The sequence below is a fragment of the Streptomyces afghaniensis genome, assembly GCF_044327915.1.
Lineage (GTDB): Bacteria > Actinomycetota > Actinomycetes > Streptomycetales > Streptomycetaceae > Streptomyces > Streptomyces afghaniensis.
In genome coordinates, this window is record NZ_JBIRGJ010000004.1 from 515,084 (window position 1) to 535,207 (window position 20,124).

The 20,124-nt window shown below is 71.2% G+C and carries 12 protein-coding genes; 6 read left to right on the forward strand and 6 right to left on the reverse strand.

Annotated elements, in window-relative coordinates; genetic code table 11:
* Position 1 precedes the first annotated feature (1 nt).
* Positions 2 to 919 (reverse strand): L-threonate dehydrogenase, encoded by a 918-nt coding sequence (gene ltnD / locus ACH4G3_RS16900; RefSeq protein WP_397625191.1) that lies wholly within the window; start codon positions 917 to 919, stop codon positions 2 to 4.
* Between the two features lie 142 nt (positions 920 to 1,061).
* Positions 1,062 to 2,183 (reverse strand): PP2C family protein-serine/threonine phosphatase, encoded by a 1,122-nt coding sequence (locus tag ACH4G3_RS16905; protein WP_397625192.1) that lies wholly within the window; start codon positions 2,181 to 2,183, stop codon positions 1,062 to 1,064.
* A gap of 187 nt (positions 2,184 to 2,370) precedes the next feature.
* Between ACH4G3_RS16905 and ACH4G3_RS16910 the strand changes: the two genes are divergently transcribed.
* From ACH4G3_RS16910 to ACH4G3_RS16920, 3 genes are all read left to right on the forward strand, one after another.
* On the forward strand, positions 2,371 to 6,927 hold the full coding sequence (locus ACH4G3_RS16910) for an nSTAND1 domain-containing NTPase (protein WP_397625193.1): 4,557 nt from the start codon (positions 2,371 to 2,373) through the stop codon (positions 6,925 to 6,927).
* Positions 6,928 to 7,053: 126 nt separating this feature from the next.
* Complete coding sequence (locus tag ACH4G3_RS16915; protein ID WP_397625194.1) at positions 7,054 to 8,508, forward strand: polysaccharide deacetylase family protein; 1,455 nt, start codon at positions 7,054 to 7,056, stop codon at positions 8,506 to 8,508.
* Between the two features lie 97 nt (positions 8,509 to 8,605).
* Positions 8,606 to 9,445, forward strand: a complete 840-nt coding sequence (locus tag ACH4G3_RS16920) for an alpha/beta fold hydrolase (protein ID WP_397625195.1) — start codon at positions 8,606 to 8,608, stop codon at positions 9,443 to 9,445.
* On the opposite strand, the gene ACH4G3_RS16925 is transcribed toward ACH4G3_RS16920, so the two are convergent.
* From ACH4G3_RS16925 to ACH4G3_RS16935, 3 genes are all read right to left on the reverse strand, one after another.
* Positions 9,426 to 11,042, reverse strand: a complete 1,617-nt coding sequence (locus ACH4G3_RS16925) for an MDR family MFS transporter (RefSeq protein WP_397625196.1) — start codon at positions 11,040 to 11,042, stop codon at positions 9,426 to 9,428. The genes ACH4G3_RS16920 and ACH4G3_RS16925 overlap by 20 nt on opposite strands.
* A 126-nt stretch (positions 11,043 to 11,168) precedes the next feature.
* The gene (locus tag ACH4G3_RS16930; RefSeq protein ID WP_397625197.1) at positions 11,169 to 12,377 is read right to left on the reverse strand and encodes a glycosyltransferase; all 1,209 of its coding nucleotides are present in this window, start codon (positions 12,375 to 12,377) and stop codon (positions 11,169 to 11,171) included.
* Positions 12,378 to 12,464: 87 nt separating this feature from the next.
* Positions 12,465 to 13,787, reverse strand: a complete 1,323-nt coding sequence (locus ACH4G3_RS16935; protein WP_397625198.1) for a UDP-glucose dehydrogenase family protein — start codon at positions 13,785 to 13,787, stop codon at positions 12,465 to 12,467.
* Positions 13,788 to 14,073: 286 nt separating this feature from the next.
* Here ACH4G3_RS16935 and ACH4G3_RS16940 point away from each other — a divergent pair, with 286 nt between their 5' ends.
* Entirely contained in the window at positions 14,074 to 14,733 is a 660-nt protein-coding gene (locus ACH4G3_RS16940; RefSeq protein WP_397625199.1) for a TetR/AcrR family transcriptional regulator, read from the forward strand.
* A gap of 27 nt (positions 14,734 to 14,760) precedes the next feature.
* Here the strand turns inward: ACH4G3_RS16940 and ACH4G3_RS16945 are convergent, their stop codons facing one another.
* Positions 14,761 to 15,387 carry an NADPH-dependent F420 reductase gene (locus ACH4G3_RS16945; protein WP_397625200.1) on the reverse strand — a complete coding sequence of 209 codons (627 nt, stop codon included), beginning with the start codon at positions 15,385 to 15,387 and terminating at the stop codon, positions 14,761 to 14,763.
* Positions 15,388 to 15,932: 545 nt separating this feature from the next.
* Here ACH4G3_RS16945 and sbnA point away from each other — a divergent pair.
* Positions 15,933 to 16,997, forward strand: coding sequence for a 2,3-diaminopropionate biosynthesis protein SbnA (sbnA, locus tag ACH4G3_RS16950; protein WP_397625506.1), 1,065 nt, complete (start codon positions 15,933 to 15,935; stop codon positions 16,995 to 16,997).
* Positions 16,997 to 20,119: an amino acid adenylation domain-containing protein gene (locus ACH4G3_RS16955; protein ID WP_397625201.1), complete on the forward strand. Its 3,123-nt coding sequence runs from the start codon at positions 16,997 to 16,999 to the stop codon at positions 20,117 to 20,119. Before sbnA ends, ACH4G3_RS16955 begins: the two co-directional genes overlap by 1 nt.
* Positions 20,120 to 20,124: the final 5 nt, after the last annotated feature.

Below are 20,124 nucleotides of genomic sequence, written 5' to 3' on the forward strand. Positions count from 1 at the left end.
GTCAGGCCTCCACCGGCTCGGGCAGGTCGATCCCCGGGAAGATCTTGATGACCGCGCTGTCGTCCTCGGCCCCCAGGCCGGACGCCGATGCCTGGAGGAACATCTGGTGGGCGGTGGCGGCGAGGGGGAGCGGGAACCGTTCCGGGCGGGCGGCGTCCAGCACGAGCCCGAGGTCCTTGACGAAGATGTCGACGGCGGAGAGGGGCGTGTAATCGCCGGCGAGCACGTGGGCCATGCGGTTCTCGAACATCCAGGAGTTGCCGGCGCTGTGCGTGATCACCTCGTAGAGCGCCTCGGCGGGAACGCCGGCCTTGATGCCGAGCGCCATCGCCTCGGCCGCGGCGGCGATGTGCACGCCCGCGAGGAGCTGGTTCACGATCTTGACCTTGGAGCCGAGTCCGGCACGGTCGCCCAGGCGGTAGACGGTGCTGCTCATGGCTTCCAGCACCGGGTCGGCGACGGAGTACGCCGCGGCGGAGCCCGACGTCATCATCGTGAGCTCACCGGCCGCCGCACGGGCGGCGCCACCGGAGATGGGAGCGTCCAGGTAGAGCACACCCGACTCGGCCAGGCGGCCTTCGAGCCGCGCGGACCAGCCCGGGTCGACCGTGGAGCACATGACGAAGACGGAGCCCGGGCGGAGGGTGCCGACCGCGCCGTCGGCACCGAAGAGCACGGACTCGACCTGCTCCGCGTTGACCACCACGGCGACCAGGACGTCCACCGCGCCTGCCAGCTCACCGCAGGAGGCGAACGCCGTGCCGCCGTCGCGGGCGAAGGCTGCGGCCACTTCGGGCCGCAGGTCGTGGACCCCCACGTCGTAGCCCGCGTTCCGCAGACTGCGGGCCATCCCGAGGCCCATGGCTCCCAGTCCCACCACGCCCACACGCGGTCGTGCGGGCTTGTTCTCGTCGTCCATGCCCATCCTCGTCTTGCTGTGTTGTCCAAGGGGTCGGCTCCGACTCCCCGGGAGGAGATCAGGTCATATGATGACCTGAGGACGCGGATTTGCATGGTGTGATGTCGGTCACATGAATAGAGGGCCTGGTTGGGGGCGCCGGTCAGCGGTACGGAGAGCGCCGGACGGTCAGGACGGCGACGTCGTCGTGCTGGTTGACGTCCCCGGCGAAGGCGCGGGCGTCCTCGTACAGAGCGCGGGGCAGTTCGGTGGGGGAGAGGGCGAGGTGTTCCGTCAGCCGTTCGTCGACCGGGTAGAACGTGCCGTCCGGGGCACGGGTCTCGGTGAGGCCGTCGGTGGTCAGCAGCAGTGTGGAACCGGCCGGGAAGTCGAACCAGCCCACGGTCGTCGGCTCGGAGGCCAGCTCGGCGAGACCGAGCGGCACACCCGACTCCAGCGGCGGTGCCGCGACGACGCCGTCGTGCATCAAGCGGGGCGGGATGTGCCCGCAGTTGACGATCTGTGCCTCGGTGTGGGCGTCGACGGAGATGACGAGCGCGGTGACGAACCGCTCGTCGTCGCCGTGCTGTTCGGCGTAGGAGTTGTGCCGGACCACCGCGGCATCCAGGGTGTCCACGAGCGTGGTGAGCGTGGGTTCCCGGTGGGCCGCCTCGCGGAAGGCGCCGATGACGGCGAACGCGGCCCCCACGGCGGCCAGCCCCTTGCCCTGCACGTCACCGATCAGCACCCGTGTCCCGAAGGGCGAGGCGATGACCTCGTAGATGTCACCGCCGACGAGCCGGTCCTCCTGTACGGGTTCGTAGACGCCGTTGACCAGGACGTCGTCGGTGACCAGGGGCAGGGGGTGCAGGATGTGGCGCTGCATGGCGGCGGCGGTGGAGCGCAGGCGGAGCATCTCGTGCTCGCGCCTGATGCGGCGGTGGCAGGCGTAGACGGAGGTCACCCCTAGGGCGAGGGTGAGCAGGACCAGCAGGGCGCGGTCGAGCGAGCGCCCCACCTCGCTGCCGCGCAGCAGCACGGTGAGGGTGACGATGACCGTGGTCCAGGCGGCGACGAACCTCGTCTGCTGGACGGTGCACAGCGCCGATGCCGTACCCGGCAGGAAGACCAGGAGGCCGAGGAGCCACACCGCGGACCCGGACAGGGTGCCGAGGATCTCCACCAGGGCCGTCACCGAGACCACTCCGCCGGCCAGTTCGAGGTTGCCCGGCGGCTCGATCGCCTCAAGGGCGTCCGACGGCCTTCTTCGGCGGGTACCGATCATGGGGACTCCCGGGCAGATCGTGATCTTTCCCGTACGTTATGCAGGCCCGGCCGTCCTGGTCGAGAACCCACTGCACTGTCCAGCGGCTCCCTGGGCCGCATCTCAGGCCGGCGGAGATTGCGCGAGATGGGTCGAAAACGTAGCTTGAACGCCTGTTCATGGAGCTGCGTGTGTGAAAGGTGTCCCGGTGGGACGACGCGAGAAGCCGGTCGACCCCGACGCCGGTCCCATACAGCGGCTTGCGCACGATCTGCGTGGGCTCCGGGAGAAGGCCGGGAAGCCCCCGTACCGGGAGATCGCCAAGCGGGCCGGCTACTCGATCACCGCGGTGTCCCAGGCGGCGGCCGGTGAGCAGTTGCCGTCCCTGGCCGTGGTGCGCGCGTACGCCGAGGCGCTGGACGGAGACCCGGACGAGTGGGAAGTGCGCTGGCGGGAGGCGGACGCCGAGGTCCGTGCGCCCGCGCCGGACGAGAGGCCGCCGTACCGGGGGCTGGCCCGCTTCGAGCCGGACGACAGCGATCTGTTCTTCGGCCGGGAGGCGCTCGTCACCGACCTGAGGGAGCTGGTGCGCGAGCACCGGTTCGCGGCGGTGTTCGGAGCGTCCGGCAGCGGGAAGTCCTCGTTGCTGCGGGCGGGGCTGATCCCGCGGTTGCGGCAGGCGACAGGGGCGGAGCGGCCGGCGGTGATCCGCGTGCTCACACCGGGGGAGCGCCCCGCGCGCACGCACCAGCAGGCGCTCGTCGCGCGTGACGGCGACGCGGAGACCTGGGTGATCGTCGACCAGTTCGAGGAAGTGTTCACCCTGTGCCACGACCGCGAGGAACGCGACCGGTTCCTCGGCCTGCTGCTGGCTGCCCAGCGGCCGGAGAGCCGACTGAGGGTGGTGGTCGCGGTCCGCGGCGACTTCTACGGTCACTGCGCCGACCACCGTGAGCTGGCCGAGACCGTCCGCCGCGCCAACCTGCTGGTCGGGTCGCTGGGCCGGGACGAACTGCGCGAGGTGATCACCGGCCCGGCCGCCTCCGCCGGGCTGAACGTGGAGCGTGCTCTCACCGCCCGGATCATCGACGAAGTCGTCGACCAGCCGGGCGCGCTGCCCATGCTCTCGCACGCCCTGCTGGAGACCTGGCGCCGGCGACGCGGCCGGATGCTGACTCTGGCGGCGTACGAGGAGACAGGCGGCGTACGCGGCGCGATCGCCGCCACCGCCGAGGCGGTGTACGGCGGGCTGTCGGCGGAGCAGGGGCGTGTCGCCCGGCGGATTCTGCTGCGGTTGATCGCGCCGGGTGACGGCACGGCCGACACGCGCCGCCCGGCCTCCCGGACCGAACTCGGCAGCGGTGCGCGGGACGTGCTGGAACGCCTCGTCGTCGCCCGTCTGGTCACCCTGGACGGCGACACGGTGGAGCTTGCGCACGAGGCGCTGATCACCGGGTGGCCGCGCCTGGCCGGCTGGATCGAGGAGGGCCGCGAGCGTCTGCGCGCACAACGCCGCCTCGGCGAGGCGGCTCGCGGCTGGGAGGAACTGGCACGCGACCCGGGCTCGCTGTACCGGGGGGCACGGCTGGCCCGGGCCGAGGAACTGTTCGCGCGGCAGCCGGACGGCGACCCGACTGGGCGGGTCCGGCCGGAAGGCGGCCCTACCTGGTCGGTTCGCATGGACGGCGGCCTCACCCGGCTGCTTCGGCGGAACGGTGGCTTCACCGGGGTGGTTCGGCGGGGCGGTGGCTTCACCGGGGTGGTTCGGCGGGGCGGTGGTCCCACCTGGTCGGTTCGGCGGGACGGCGGCCTCACCCGGCGGGTTCGACCGGACGGCGACCGGAGCCGGTCGGCTGGGTCGGACGACGGCCTTACCCGGCTGGCTGGGCTGGATGGCGACCGCGCTCGGTGGGCTGAGTCGGACGGCGGCCTCACGCGGGGGGTTCAGCCGGACGACGGTGCTACCTGGTCGGTTCGGTCGGACGGCGACCCGACTGGGCGGGTTCAGCCGGACGGCGACCGGAGCCGGTCGGCTGGGTCGGACGACGGCCTTACCCGGCTGGCTGGGCCGGATGGCGACCGCGCTCGGTCGGCTGAGTCGGACAGCGGTCTCACCCGGGGGGTTCAGCCGGTTGACGGTGCTACCTGGTCGGTTCGGTCGCGCGGCGGCCTCACTCGGCGGGTTCGGCCGGACGGCGACCGCACGCGGTCGGCTGAGTCGGAGGACGGTCCCGTCGGGCTGGCTGGGCCGGACGGCGACCCCAGCCGGTCGGCTGAGTTGGAGGACGGCCCCGTCCGGCTGGCTGGGCCAGACGACGCCCCCACCCTGTCAGCTGAGTCCGACGACACCCCCACCCGGCCGACCCAGCCGAGCGACGCCCCCACCCTGTCGGCTGAGTCCGACGGCACCCCCACCCGCCCCTCCGAACCGCACGACGCCCCCACCCGCCCGACCCAGCCGGACGACGACGACCTCACACCCCTGGAGCGGGCCTTCCTCACCGCTTCCGTCGCCGCACGGGACGCCGAGGAGGAGGCCGAGGGCCGTACCGCGCGGCGGACTCGGTTCCTGGTCGTCGGCCTGGCCGTGGGCCTCGTGCTGGCGCTGGCCGCCGGCCTGGTCGCCTGGCAGCGCGACCGGGTGAGTGAGGAGGAGGCCGCCAAGGCCACCGCCCGCCGCCTGGCCTCGGTGGCCGACAGTCTCCGCTCCACCGATCCGCGCACCGCCGCCCTGCTCGGGGCAGCCGCGTGGAAGACGGCCCCGCTGACCGAGTCCCGCTCGGCGCTGCTCGGTGCTCTGGCGCAACCGGAACGTGACACCTTCACCGACCCCCGGGTCGGGAGAGACGTCCGGCGCTTCCTCGCTGACGGCGGCCGGACCCTGCTCAGCGTCGACGCCGGCACGGTGACCGTCCGGAACGTGGCAGACCACAAGGTCATCGCCACCCACCACCTGCCGAGCGGTACGGAAGTGGCCGCCGCCGGTCCCGGCTCCCGCTTCCTCGACGTCATCGGGCCCGACGGGGACGAGAAACTGTGGAACCTCCCCCGGGGCAGGTCCGCCGCCGATCTGGGCGATGTGTCGTTGCAGGACAGCGCGGCCGACGGGAGCGCGTACCTCACTGGGCCGCCGGACGGCCCGGGCACGGTCCGGCTGCACCGGGCGAACGACGGCAAGGTCCTTTTCAGCACCGGCATCCCGCGCACCCTCTCCTCGGCAGCCGTCGGCCCCGGCGGACGCCTGCTCGCCCTCTGCCCCGCCGACGGGCCGCTCCAGCTGTGGGACGCAGCCGGTGGCGAGCGACTGCCGGGAGAGTGGGAGAAGGCCGACAAGACCTTGTGCGGAACCGGCACCGGCGCGGACGGCGGGTCACGCCTACTGCGGTTCAGTCAGGACGGCAAGCGGCTGGCCGCCGTCTACGGCACGACGGCCGTGGTCTGGGACGTCGCCAGTGGACGCACACTCGACGACTTCACCAGTGGTGGTGACGCCGGCTTCACGCAGGCCGGTCTCTCTCCCGACGGGGCGTTCCTGGCCACGGCGGACGGCCACGAGCTCGCCGTATGGCGGCTGGCCACCGGCGGCACCCAGGTTTTCCACCGGCCGCTGTCCGGGGCGGACATGAGCGGGCTGACCTGGGACGCGGGCAGCCGTCGCCTCCTGCGCTACCTCGACGGCGCCACGGTCAACACCCTCGACCTGACCGACCGTCTCACCCCCCGGTGGCAGAGCACGCCGGCCGACGGAAGCCTGCTCAGCCCGGACGGCGCCGCCCTGGCCACCGTCACCCGGTCCGGCGGCGGCTACCGGTTCGAGTTGCGTTCCACGCGCACCGGCACGGTCCGCGCCCACGCGGAACTCGGCCCGCTGCCGAACCAGACCGACGAGGAAACCCCGCTGCTGGCGTTCAGCCCGGACGGCCGTGCGCTGGCCGTCGCCGAAACCGTGTCGTCGCACGGCTCACTGCGGCTGCGCTTCACCGTGTGGGACGTGGGCGGGCACCGGGTGCGTACGGTCCTCGACACGCCCGGCGCGGCGGACCGCCCGGCCACGGCCCTCGCCCTGGGGCCCGGCGGCCGCACGATGCTGGCCGTCCGCGACGCGGTCGGCAGCTACGCGACGGAGGTCTGGGACACCCGGACCCATCGGCGGTCGCGGACCGTGCCCGGTCCTTCCGGGGCGGCGCTGGCGGTGCGGCCGGACGGAGGTCTGCTCGTGGGCTCCGACGACGAGTACGCCGATCCGGAGTCCGGAAAGGTCACCGGGCGGGCGCTCGCCGACGGCCGTGAGATCACCGCGCTGGCCTTCAGCCCCGACGGCTCCCGGCTCGCCGTAGGCGACGCCACCGGACACGTCACGCTGTGGGACGGCGACCTCCGCCACCGCGCGGGTGCGCTGACGGGCACCTCCGACACGGTCTTTGAGGGCGAGCCGGAGGCGGTGGAGGCGCTCGCCTTCACGTCCGACGGCAGCACGCTGGCCGTGGGCGGCGCGAACGGGACCCTGCGGCTGTGGGACACCGAGGGGCAACAGCTCCTCGGGTCGGACCTGCCCACGCCCGGCGACGAGATCCGGTCCCTCGCCTTCGCCGAGGACGGCGGCACGGTGTACGCGAGCGGCCCGTACGTGCCGCTCCAGCGTCTTCCCGTCGCCCCGGACCAGGCCGTCCGGACCATCTGCGCCCGCACCGGCGGCGGACTGACCGAGGCGCAGTGGCGCACCTATGTCCCTGACGCGCCCTACGAGCCGGTCTGTGGGGACTGATTTTTTTCAGAGGCCCTTCCGGGTCGCTGAAAAATGCCTCTGACCTGCACGCTCCATGACCAGAACGACCGCGGCGTCCCGTCGTCGGTGTCCGCGAATCCCCTCAGTCAGGTTCTGGTCTCACTCATGCGCATTCGCCCTCTGGCCCCCTCCCTTCTGCTGCTCGGCGCGCTGTCCTTCACGGCGGCCTGCTCGTCCGGACCGGGCGGACCGTCCGGGGCCGCCGACGCTTCCTCCGCGCAGCCCGGCTCCACCCCCGGCCCCTCACCCGTCCGCAGCGTCGACCCGTCCAGGATCAAGGGCCTGGAGATCGTCAGCGACAGCAGCGAGAACAAGGCGTGCCCCTTCGCGACGAGCTACCCCGACGTGCCCGGAGCCGAGGCGATGACGGCCGCGATGAAGAAATATGTGGAGCGTCGCCTGGCCGACTTCCGCTCGGACTCGGCGATCTGCCAGGACGGCACGGGCGGCGAGGACAGCGGCGAGCTCAACATCAGTCACCAGTTCCTGGTCGCCTCCGGCGACGTCCTCGGCGTCCGGCTCAGCACACATGACCCCAGCAGCGCCGGGTCCGGGCAGTCGGCGACGACGTACTGGTACGACGGCAAGGCGGGCGCCTACCGTACGGCCCTCGGACTCGTCGCCGAAAGCTCCCGGAGTGCTTTCCTCAGCGCCTTGAAGGACCGGCTCAAGGGACGCGAAGGCGTGGACGCCGACTCCCTCGACGGCACGTTCTCCGACCCGGCCTCCCGCGGCGCCGCCCTGGACGACGTGGCGTTCACCGCCGACGGCGGACTGCGGGTGGACTTCGACCGCGGCGACGTGGCCGTACCGGCCGCCGGTGCCGTCACGGTGACTCTCCCCAGGGCGACGGTCACCCCCTTGCTGTCGGTGTTCGGGAAGCGTGTCCAGCGGCAGACGCTGACGCCCAGCCGCTCCCTCGACCTGGGCGCGCCGCACGTCCCCCCGCAGGCCGTCCCCACCCACACCGCTGCCGGCGACGACGACACCGACTGCAAGAAGGTCAGGTGCCTCGCGCTGACCTTCGACGACGGACCGGCAGTGCCGGAGACCGCGACCCTGCTGACCCATCTGGCGAAGTACAAGGCGCGCGCCACCTTCTTCACCGTCGGACAGAACGTCGCCGCCCACCCCGCCCTGGTCCGCGCCGCAGCCCGCGCCGGGAACGAGATCGGCAACCACTCCTGGAACCACCCCGATCTCACCAAACTCGACCGCGGACAGGTCGTCTCCCAGCTCAACCGCACGAGCGCCGCGATCGAGGCCGCCACCGGCAAGGCCCCCACCCTCTTCCGCCCGCCCTACGGTGCCGTCAATAACCGGGTCCGGGCCGCCACCCGCCTCTCCCCGGTGCTCTGGGACGTGGACACCGAGGACTGGAAGTACCGCGACGCCGACAAGGTCGCGCGCAGCGTCATCGACAAGGCGCGGCGCAACGACGTCGTACTGATGCACGACATCCACCCCACGTCGGTCGCCGCGGTCCCGCAGATCTTGCGCACCCTGACCGCCCGCGGCTACCACTTCGTCACCGTCAGCCATCTGCGCGCCACCCTCTGACGGTGCCTGCTCGGCCTTGACGGCCTCGCATTGCAGGCCATCCAGGCGGCGGCGGAGACTGAAGGCAAACGTCGGCATCCCGGAAAGGTCCGGAGCGATGGGTGACTACGTGGAGCTCCCCGGCGTCAGGACGTGGTACGAGACCGATGGCGCCGGTGACCCGTTGCTCCTCCTCCACGGCGGCCTCTGCACGAACGAGACATGGCAGGCCCAGCGAGCCGACTTCGCGGCGAACTTCCGTGTGCTGCTCCCCGAGCGTCGCGGGCACGGGCACACTCCCGACGTCGACGGGCCGCTCTCCTACCAGGACATGGCCGACGACACCGTCGCCTTCATCGAAGAGGTCGTCGGCGGTCCCGCCCATCTCGTCGGGTGGAGCGACGGCGGGGTCATCGCCCTGCTCGTCGCCATCGCCCGCCCCGACCTGGTCCGGAAGGTCGTGGCCATCGGGGCCAACTTCCTGCCGGGCCCACAGTGCGGCGCGGCTCCGGAGATGCTGGACCAGATGGCGCCCGACGCACCCGACCTGACCATGTTCCGCGAGGCGTACGAAGCCGTGTCGCCCGACGGCGCCGCCCACTGGCCGGTCGTCGTGGGCAAGCTGGCCGCCATGTTCCGCACCGAACCGACCATCCGCACCGAGGACCTGGCTCGTATCACGGCGCCCACGCTCGTCCTGGTCGGGGACGACGACCTGATGACCCTGGAACACACGATCGCCCTGTATCGCGCGATCCCCGGATCCCAACTGGCCGTCGTACCGGGAACGTCGCATGCGCTGCTCATGGAGAAGCCCCGGGAGGTCAACCGGATCATCCTCGACTTCCTCGCCACGGAGCCGATCCTCACGATGCTTCCCATACGGCGATCCCCGGCGGCAACCACCGGCGGCAGCGGGGACACCGCTCCGGTGGACGCTACTCGTCGGAGAGCGTGAGGTCGGGGACCCGCCAGGCCGCCAGCGCGAAGGCGGCCAGGGACACCGCGGCGCCGGTGAGGAAGACCAGGCGCATCGAGGTGACGTAGCCCTCCAGGAACGGCAGTGCCGCGCTCGGGTCGAGGCCGCGCAGGAAGGCGGAGTCCTCCAGGTCGACGCCGCCGTCGGAGCGCAGGACGCCCGTCAGCGCGTGCGCGTTGTCGGGCTGGGCCAGGAGGTGGCGGAAGGCCGGGTCGCGGCGAGCCTCGGCCAGCCGCTCGGCGATGCTGCCGGCCGCCGTGGTGAACAGGATCGACAGAAACGCCGCAGTGCCGACCGTGCCGCCGTTGGAGCGGAAGAAGTTGACGGACGCCGTCGCCGCGCCCATGTCCGTGCGGGGCACCTCGCTCTGCGCGAGCGTGGTCAGCGTCTGCATCGACGCGCCGAGTCCCGCGCCCATCAGGGCCATGCCGAGCGCCGGGTGCCACAGCGGGCTGTCCACGCGCAGCGTGGCGAACACGAGCATCGCGGCGGTGAACGAGCCGGCACCGGCGACGAGATGGACCTTGAACCGGCCGGTCCGGGCGATCATCCGGCCCGTCAGCAGAGTCACCGCGAGGTTCGCGGCAACCGTGGGCAGGGTGGCCAGGCCCGCCTCGATGGGGCTCATGCCGCGCACGAGCTGGAGATAGAGCGGCAGCGTCGTCATCGCGCCGAACATGCCGATGCCGACGACGAAGTGCAGCCCGACGCCCAGCCGGAAGGTCCGGATGCGGAACAGGCGCGGCGGCAGCAGCGCGGCGTCGCCCGACCGCTGCTCCACCACGACGAACACCGCGAGCCCTGCCACGCCGATCGCGTACATCAGCAGGGCCGAGGGCGAGCCCCACCCCCAGATGCGGCCCTGCTCGGCGACGGTGAGCAGCGGCACCAGGCCCACGGCCAGGGCGAGCGCCCCGGCATGGTCGAGACGGTGCCGCACCCGCCGGTGCGGGAAGCGCAGCACGCGCATGATCGCCACCGCGGCCCCGGCGGCGAGCGGCACGTTGATCAGGAAGATCCAGCGCCAGCCGGCTATGCCGAGCAGCTCGGCCCGGTCCGCGAACGCTCCGCCCACCAGCGGGCCGACAATACTGGCGCCGCCGAACACGGCCATGAAGTAGCCCTGGTAGCGGCCCCTTTCGCGCGGGGTGGTGATGTCGGCGACGATCGTCATCGCCAGCGACATCAGTCCACCGCCGCCGAGACCCTGCACGGCGCGGAACGCCGCGAGTTCGTAGATCGAGGTGGCGCATCCGCACAGCAGCGAGCCGACGGTGAACAGGGCGATCGCCGCGAGGTAGACGGGCCTGCGGCCGTGGATGTCGGAGAGCTTGCCGTAGAGCGGCGTCGCGATGGTGGCGGTGATGAGGTACGCGGTGGTCACCCATGCCTGGGCGGTCAGCCCGTGCAGGTCGTCGGCGATGGTCCGCAGCGCGGACGAGACCACCGTCTGGTCCAGCGCCCCCAGGAACATGCCGAGCACCAGCCCGGACATGACGGTGGTGATCTGCCGGTGACTGAGCCGCGGGGGCATGTCCCCGGCCGCGCCCTGTTCTTGGGTGTCGGAGAAGGTCACGTGTCGTCCTCGAGGTGGGGGCGGGTACGGCGTGCGGGCGCGGGCCGCCCCGGTGTTCCGGAGCGGCCCGCGCCGGGGCCGGGGCGGCCGACGATGCCGGACGTCTGGCCGATGGTGCCGGGACGGCTAGCCGGCGAGGCCGGCCAGGTCGTCGACCGCCTGCTCGACATCCGGCAGCGTCAGCATCGCCAGCTGGGCCGACCGGGCCCGCGCCCGGGGCACCGGATCGGCGAGGAGCTTGCGGCACACGTCCGCGATGCCGGCCGCGCTGCGGTCCGCGATGTGCCGGCCCAGGCCCAGCTCCTCCACGCGTTCCGCGTTGGCGGGCTGGTCCCCGAAGTGCGGCAGGACCGCCAGCGGCGTGCCCGTGCGCATGGCCTCGCGGATGCTGTTGAAGCCGCCGTGGGTGATGAACAGGTCGACCGACTCCAGCAGCAGCGGCTGAGGCACCCGCTCGGCGACGTGGACGTGTCCGGGCAGCCCCTCGGTGTCCACCGCCAGCCCGGACGTCGACACGACCACCGTGCAGTCGTCCAGCTCGGCCGCCGCTGTCACGATCGCGCGCAGGCTCTCGGTGGCGTCCGGCAGCTTCACGGGCAGGGGCGTTTCCGCGTCCTCCATGCGCGCACGCATCTTCGGAAGGGCAGTACCGATCGCGGCGTACACAAGCGGCCGGTCCGTGGGCAGTTCGGCGGCCCACTCCGGCAGGACCATGCCGCGCTCGACGTCCACCGTCTGCCGGTACGCCCAGGTGTGGGGCAGGTGCCGGGCGAACGAGAAGACGGGCGGTACGTAGTCGACGCGGCCGTGCGGCACGAGGGACAGCGGGTCGTCCCGTACGGGCAGTCCCAGCTCCTCGCGCCGCTCGTTCAGCTGCGGCAGAGCCTCGGCGGGGTCCAGGACGTTGCTGAACCCGGAAGGCGTCGGCAACTGCGGCACGCCGAGGAGTTCGGCGGTGAGCACCGCGCCCATGTCCATGCCGTCCCGCAGGATCACGTCGGGCCGGAAGTCCCGGGCGAGGGGGAGCAGGACGTCCAGGTGCGGCTTGACCCCCGGCCCGGCCACGTTGCGCATCAGCAGCCGTGCCAGCGCATCCGTCGGCTCCGTCAGGTCGGGGGTGTCGCCGAGCTCGGCCAGGTACGGGCCCATCGCGGCGAGCGGGTCGAACTCCGGTAAAGCGGCGTTCACTTGTACGTCGTCGGCACGGAAGACGGGGACGAGTGCCTCGGTGGTGACCACCAGCACCTGATGCCCGGCCTTGGCGAGGGCGCGCAGCAAGGGCAGCTGAGCGCGCCCGTGGGAGGGACTGCCGAGCGTGGTGCACAGAACCCGCATGGCATGAGCCTTTCTCTCTGGAATCTTCTCGGACTCGTCTTCTCGGACTCGTCTTCTTGGGTTCGTCTACGAAGCGGGGAGGAGGTGTCACGCCACCCGTGTCGGCGCCTCGGCGCGCCCGATGCCCTGCCAGCGCAGCCCGGCCCGCGCGAGCCGGTCCGCGTCCAGCAGGTTGCGGAAGTCGTGGACCTCCTGGCCGGACATGCGCGCGGCGATCGCCGCCCAGTCGAGGTCGCGCAGCTCCGGCCACTCCGTGAGGACGAGACAGGCCGCCGCACCCTCCGCCGCCCGCACCGGATCGTCGACGAGGTCGACCAGATCGCTCAGGTCGGGCCGCTCCTGACGCAACGCGGGGTCGTACGCCGTGAGTTCGGCGCCGCGCTCGCGCAGCAGCCGGGCGACGGAGAGTGCGGGGGAGTCGCGCAGATCGGAGGTGCCGGCCTTGAAGGTCAGGCCGTACAGGGCGAGTCGTACGCCGTGCAGCGAGCCGTCGCCGCCGCGTCCGCACGCGGCGGCGACCCGCTCGACGAGCTGCTGCTGGTGGGTGACGTTGGTCTCGATGGTGGCGCGCAGCAGGGGGAAGTCCACGCCGGCCAGTTCGCACACGGTCAGCAGGGCGTGGGTGTCCTTGGGCAGGCAGGAACCGCCCCAGCCGGGCCCGGGCCGCAGGAACGCGGAACCGATGCGCGGGTCCCGGCCGATGCCCTCGGTGACATCGTTGATGTCGGCGCCGAAGCGATCGCAGACGGTGGCGAGGTTGTTGGCGAAGGACAGCTTCATCGCGAGGAAGAAGTTCGCCGCGTACTTGGTCAGTTCGGCGCTGGCGGGGTCGGTGAGCACCAGCGGCGCGTCCAGTCCGGCGTACAGGCCGGCCACGCGCCGGGCGGCGTCCCGGTCCGCGGCGCCGATGACGATCCGGTCGGGGTGCAGGAAGTCCTGGACGGCGCGGCCCTCGCGCAGGAACTCCGGGTTGCTCACCACGGCCACGTCGTCCCGGCCGAGCAGCGCGGCGACGCGCTCGCACGTTCCGACGGGCACGGTCGACTTGTTGACGACGACACAGCCGGGCGGCAGCACGTCGCGGATCTGGGCGGCGACGGCCTCCACGGCGGCCAGATCGGCGGCCCCGCCCGCCCCCATGGGCGTGGGCAGGCACAGGAACACGACCTCGGCCTCGGCGACGGCGGCCGCGGTGTCGCCGGTGAAGTCGAGCCGGGCCGCGTCCAGGGCGTCCCGGACGGTCTCGGGCAGACCGGGCTCCAGGATGTCCACACGGGCCTCGCGCAGCCGCTCGACCTTGTTCGGGTCGGCGTCCGCGCACACCACGGAGTGCCCGAGGGAGGCCAGGCAGGCGCCGGTTGTCAGTCCGACGTAGCCGGTTCCGATCACGGCGACGCGTCGAGCAGACACAGAAGATCACCTTTTCCGGTCGGTGGGGGTGCCCGCGTGCGACGGCCGAAGGGCGCGAGGGCGCGCTCGATCGCGTCGTAGGGGCGGACCTGGAAGGGCCGACTCCGTCGTACGGCCCGGGCGCAGCGGGGACTCAAGTCACCAATCGTTGACCTGAGTCAGGTATCGCATGCGGCGAGAACGTAAGTCAACGGTTGATGACATAGGTCGGTGACTTTGAGACAGTCGCCGCAGACTGGAACATGGGCGGATGGCCAGAGGGCCGTGGACCACGGAGGTGCGGTACGTGACCGGAGTACAGAACGGCGAGGCGGCCGAGGCGGCCGCCCGTCGGCCCACCCATAAACGCTCGGCCTCGGCGACGCGCACCGCGTTGCGGGCCGCCGCGGCCTTCCGCTTCGGCAAGTACGGCTACGACGGCACCAGCGTGCGCGACATCGCGGGCGACGTGGGTGTGGACGCGGCCCTCGTCTACCGCTACTTCGGCTCGAAAGAAGCGCTGTTCAACGACGTATCGGGTACGGGCAAGATGTTCGAGCCGCTGCTGGACGAGCCGGTCGAGTCGATCCCCGACTGGTTCTGCGCGCTGCTCACGGGACCGCCGAGGGAAGGCGACTTCCCTCACCCGGTGCTCTCCGTGCTGCGGTCGTCCGGCCGGGACGAGGCGGTGGCGCGGCTGCGGGCGGACTTCACGGAAGTGTTCTCGCAGCGTCTGGCCGCCCGTCTCGACGGCCCCGACGCCGACCTGAGGGCGGAACTCCTCGCGGCCTGGATGCTCGGCACCAGCCTGATGCGCACGGAGATACGCCCACCCGCACTCGTCTCGGTGCCGGACGCCACGCTGGAGCGGTTCCTGCGCGCGGGTATCGAGGTCCTGCTGGGCCCGCCGCCGGAAGACGACCGCAGGACGGCCGGGGACGAGGAGCGCGCCGTCGGCGACGACTGACCCGGGAGGCGACACGTCGACGGCCTGTCAGGCGGCAGGCCGGGTCACAACGTTGATGTTGAACACGTGAGACCCCAGTCCGCCCGCGATGCCCATGAAGAGCAGGGCGAAGTGCTCCTGGCCGCGGGCTGTGGTGATGCCGCCGATGTCGAGCTGGGACGACGGGGGCCAGCCGAGGTCGGTGAGCAGCCGGCCGGTGGTCCGCTTGGCCTCGGCGTCGTCACCGGAGAGGAAGACGGTGCTCGGGCCGGCCAGATCGCCCGGGGCGACCATCACCGTCGAGTCCATGGTGCACAGCGTCTTCACGACGGGTGTCCGGGGAAAGGCTTCCTGGATCTGCTCTCCCAGGCTGCTGTTGGGGTGCGAGAGCTCGGCGAAGTCGTCGGAGAGACCGACCCCGACGTCGATCAGCAGGGTGCCGGCCAGCGCCGGTGCCCCGATGGAGTGCAGGAGTTCAACGGAGACGGTCCCCGGGGTGGCATTGACGAGTACCTCCGCGTGGGCGGCTGTGTCCTTCAGGCCCGCTACGGGGAGACCGAGGTCCGCCCGTTCCTCGGGTCGGCGTGAACCGAGGAGCACGTCGTGCCCCGCGGCGCTCCAGCCGTGGGCCAGTGCTCGGGCGACGTTGCCGGTGCCAAGTAGTCCTAAGCGCATGGGTGGGACGCTAGCTGCTGCCGGGGAGCGGCGAATCGGCCCTCGGGCCGAGTGGACCGGGCACCAAAGACCTAGGCCCCGCGACGAGGAGGCCGCAGGCCTGGCGGCGTTACTGGGGGTTGCATGGTGACTACCCTCAGAGAACCGGTCAGAATGGCGAGCTGACGGAGCATCTGGAACGCGCAGGGCTACAGCGAGGATCCATCCCAGGGCGCGCGGGTCGGGTTGTTGTCCACTTTCGAAAGAGTCCCCTGTTTCCAAGGGTGTTCCCTGCCTGGCGTGATCGCCTGATCGCACTCAGTGATGGAACATCGACCGCATATCGGATTTGTTTCTGCAGTCTGAATATTTCTGACACGGGGCCCGCGGGGGTAAGCCGGTCGTAGGTTCCTCTGAATGTTTCACGCCGTTCGGGTGCGGACCTCGTGCGATCACCCGGCTACAGTCCTCTGGTCCCTGCCACACAAATGCCCTCCGTTCCGTGTGTGGCAATGGCCTCTCGGCGGGGCGGCGTGGCGTCCGTGGTGCGGTTGGATCGGAAAGTGATGACAGGAACAATTCATGGGGTGTCGCGGGATCGCACTGCCCGAATTCCCGCTGATTTTCGATTAATAGCTTCGCCGTCGGAATACATTCCGGACGGTATCTACCTCGACCTCTCGCAGTCCCTTGGCCGGCGGGTGCATCTGAAGTGCGAGGGTCTCAATCTCACCGGTTCCGTGAAGATCAAGGCCGCGGCCGAGATGGTTGATGCCGCGGAGCGGTCCGCGCTTCTGCAGCCGGGTGGCCGCATCGTCGAGTCGTCCTCGGGCAGCCTCGGTGTGGCACTCGCCATGATCTCCGCAGATCGTGGTTACGACTTCACCTGTGTCACCGACAACCGCTGCAACGAACGCAACCTCCGTCTCATGCGGGTGTACGGGGCCGATGTCGTCGTCATCGAGGAGCCAGATCCTGTCGAAGGCCTGCTCGGGGCCCGCCTGCGGTATGTCGCCGACCTCTGCGCCCGCGAACCGGACGTGCTGTGGCTCAACCAGTACGCCAACGACAGCAATTGGCTCGCCCACTACAAGACCACCGGCCCGTCGATCGCGAGGGCCTGCCCCGACGCGGAGATGGTGTTCATCGGAGCCGGCACGACCGGCACGCTCACCGGGTGCGCACGGTATCTGAAGCAGGTCGGGCATCCGGCCAAGATAATCGCCGTCGACAGCGTCGGTTCCGTGACGTTCGGTGGACCGCCCGGCCCCAGACATATTCCGGGGCTCGGAACGGGCCGACGCCCGGAGATCGTCGATGAAAGCGTCATCGACGAGATCATCATGGTTCCGGAAGTGGACACCATCCGCATGTGCCGGACCATGGCGGGGCGCGGTTATCTCTTCGGCGGATCCACGGGAACCGTACTCGCGGGAATGATGCATCGATTATCCATGGAACGGGCCGATATGCCGGTCGTCGCGATTTCCCCGGATCTCGGTGAACGATACCTGGATTCCATCTACGACGACGAATGGGTCAAGGACCGGTTCGATCTGGGTGGCGGCACCGCACAGATCACTCGCCGCCAGGTGGCGCTACCGGTGACAGACGGCCAGGGAGGCATCTGATGGCCGAACAGCACAACCTCATCGGGCTGTTCGAGAAGCAGGCACAGCTGTCGCCGGACAGCACAGCGGTCGTCTTCGGCGACGACCGGCTGACCTACCGGGAGCTGCGCGAGGAGGCACGTCGTGTGGCAGCTCGCCTGCGGGGGCTCGGGGTCGGTCCCGAGACCCTTGTCGGCATGGCGTTCCCGCGGTCCGCGGACGCTGTGGTCTGCATGCTCGGGATCGTCCTGGCAGGCGGCGCCTACCTCCCCGTGAACCCGGACTTCCCCGCCGAGCGGCTCGAGCGTGTGCTCGGCGATGCGCGTCCACCCCTGGTGGTGTGCGCCCCCGAGGCCGCCGAGGTCATGCGCGGAACCCTCCCGGAGGGCACCGTTCTGTGCACGCTCCCGGACCTGTTCGCCCACGACGCCCGGCCGGCGGACGGCGAACTGCCGCAGGCCGTCCCCGCGGACGCCCTCGCGTACGTGATGTACACCTCCGGCAGCACCGGGCGCCCCAAGGGCGTCATGGTGGAACACCGAGGGGTGGTGCGCCTGGTCAAGGACACCGACTACTTCGCGTTCTCACCGGACGAGCGTTTCCTGCTGACCGGGGCCCTGGAGTTCGACGCGTCGACCTTCGAGATCTGGGGCGCGCTCCTGAACGGGGCCGTCCTGCACATCGTCGACCAGGAGACACTGGTCGTCCCGCAGCGTCTGAAGCGGGCACTGAAGCAGGCGCAGGCGACGGTCCTCTGGCTGACCGCACCGCTGTTCAACCAGCTCGTCGACGAGGACGTCACGCTGTTCGAGGGCCTCCGCACCCTCCTGGTGGGGGGCGACGCCCTTTCCTGCCCCCACGTGAACCGGGTGCTCCAGGCCTGCCCGGGCCTGCGGCTGCTCAATGGCTACGGCCCCACCGAGAACACCACCTTCACGACCGTCTTTCCTGTCGAGCGCCCCTACGAGTCGGCCATTCCCATCGGCCGCCCGATCGCCGGGACCACCACCCGCGTTCTCGACGGCGACCTGCGTCCGGTGCCGACCGGACAGATCGGCGAGCTGTTCACCGGAGGCCTGGGGCTGGCGCGCGGCTACCTGCACAACCCCGAGGCGACGGCGAAAGCTTTCCTCACGCTCGACGGCGAGCGCTGCTACCGCACCGGCGACCTGGTCAGCGCGGACTCCACGGGCGTGCTGTCGTTCCACGGCCGCAGCGACGACCAGGTGAAGATCCGCGGCCACCGGGTGGAGGTGAAGGAGGTCAACAGTGCCCTCCTTGACGTCCCGGGCGTACGCGACGCGCACACCGCCGTCCAGGACTCCGCTACGGGAAAGAAGCTGATCGGCTACGTCGTCACGGAGGGCGACGAGGACGGCGTGCTCAGCGAGCTGAGGCGCCGTCTGCCCTCGTACATGTGCCCGGAGCGGATCGTGCGGATCCCCCGGTTGCCGCTCAATGCCAACGGCAAGGTGGACACCGCCCGGCTGCCCGCTCCGGCTGCCTCCGTACGCCCCCCTTCCGGGCTGCTGAGCCCCGACGAGGAGAAGCTGGCCGCCCTCTGGGCGCAGGTGCTGCACCGCGAACCCGAGCTGATCGGCCCGGACAGTGACTTCTTCGAGCTGGGCGGGACATCCATCACCGCCGGAGCCCTCATCGGCAGGATCGGGCGCGAGCTGGGGGTGGTGCTGAGCTTCCAGGAGCTGTTCGCCACGCGCACGCTGCGCGGCATGGCCCGCAGCGTGGCGGAGGGCGAGCCCCAGGGCTTCGCCCCCATCGCGGAGATACCGGCCGGCGATGACCTGCCCCTGCATCCTCAGCAGCGCGGCCTGTACGCCCTGTGGCAGGTCGACGAGGAGTCGCTCGCGTACAACGTCCCGGCGCGTCTGGACGTGAGCGGGCACCTGGACCCGGAGCAGCTGCGGACCGCCCTGCGGCAGCTGGCGGGACGTCATGACGCTCTGCGGACGCACTTCGTCACCGAGGTGGACGCTCAGGGCAGGCCCCAGGTGCGGCAGGTCGTCCAGGACGCGGTGAACGTGCCGCTCGAGGTCCTGTCCGGTTCCCGGGCGCGCACGGACGAGGAGGTAGTCGCCCGGTTCGTCCGCCCCTTCGACCTGGGGAACGGCCCGCTGCTACGGGCTCTGCTCGTGCCGGACGAGGATGGTGACGACCGCCTTTACCTGGACGTTCACCACATCGTCTTCGACGGGGTGTCGCTCGCTCTCCTGGTCGACGAACTCCTCGACCTCTACGTCGGCGTCCGGCCCGAGGAACCGGCCACCACCTACGCCGCGGTCGGCCGGTGGCTGGACGGGGAGCTGGAGACCGGACGGTTCGCGCGGGACGGTGCGTACTGGCTGGAGCGGTTCCGGGACGCCCCGCCGCCCCTGGACCTGCCGACGGACCACCCGCGCCCGGCCATCCGCAGCACCCGGGGTGCCGTGGTGCGGCACGAGCTGGGGACGGAGTGTCAGGACGCGGTGCGTCGGTGCGCAGCCGCTCACTCGGTCACCGACTTCTCCGTCCTGCTGATCGCCTACGCCGCCGTACTGGCCCGGCTCAGCGGACAACGCGACATTGTCGTCGGTTGTCCGATGAGCGGGCGGGTGCATCCCGATCTGGACCGTGTGATCGGCATGTTCGTCAACACGGTTGCGCTGCGCCTGCAGATCGACGACGGCGCGACTCTGGGCGACCTGCTGGCCCAGGCCGGCCGTGAGCACCGCAGCGGACTGACCCACCAGGTCTATCCGTTCGACCGGCTGGTCGAACAGGTGGCGCCCCAGCGGGACCTGAGCCGCAACGCGCTCTTCGACGCCTTCTTCGCACTCCAGAACATCGACTTTCACGTCTTCCGCAAGCACGGGCGTCGCGTCACGGTCTCGCTGTTGCATCCCGGCACCAGCCGCTTCGACCTCAACCTGCAGGCGTACCAGCGCCCGCAGGGGCTGCGCCTCGAACTCGAGTACTCAACCGCTCTGTTCACGCGGCAGTCGGCTCAGTCACTGCTGGAGCAGGTCGTGGCCGCCCTCGACGAGGTACTGCACCGCCCCGGCCTTTCCGTGTTCCCGCCGGCGTCCGGGCCCGCCGCGCCGCCGACGGGCGCGCTCACCGCACCTGCCACCGACTTCGCTTTCTAGGGACC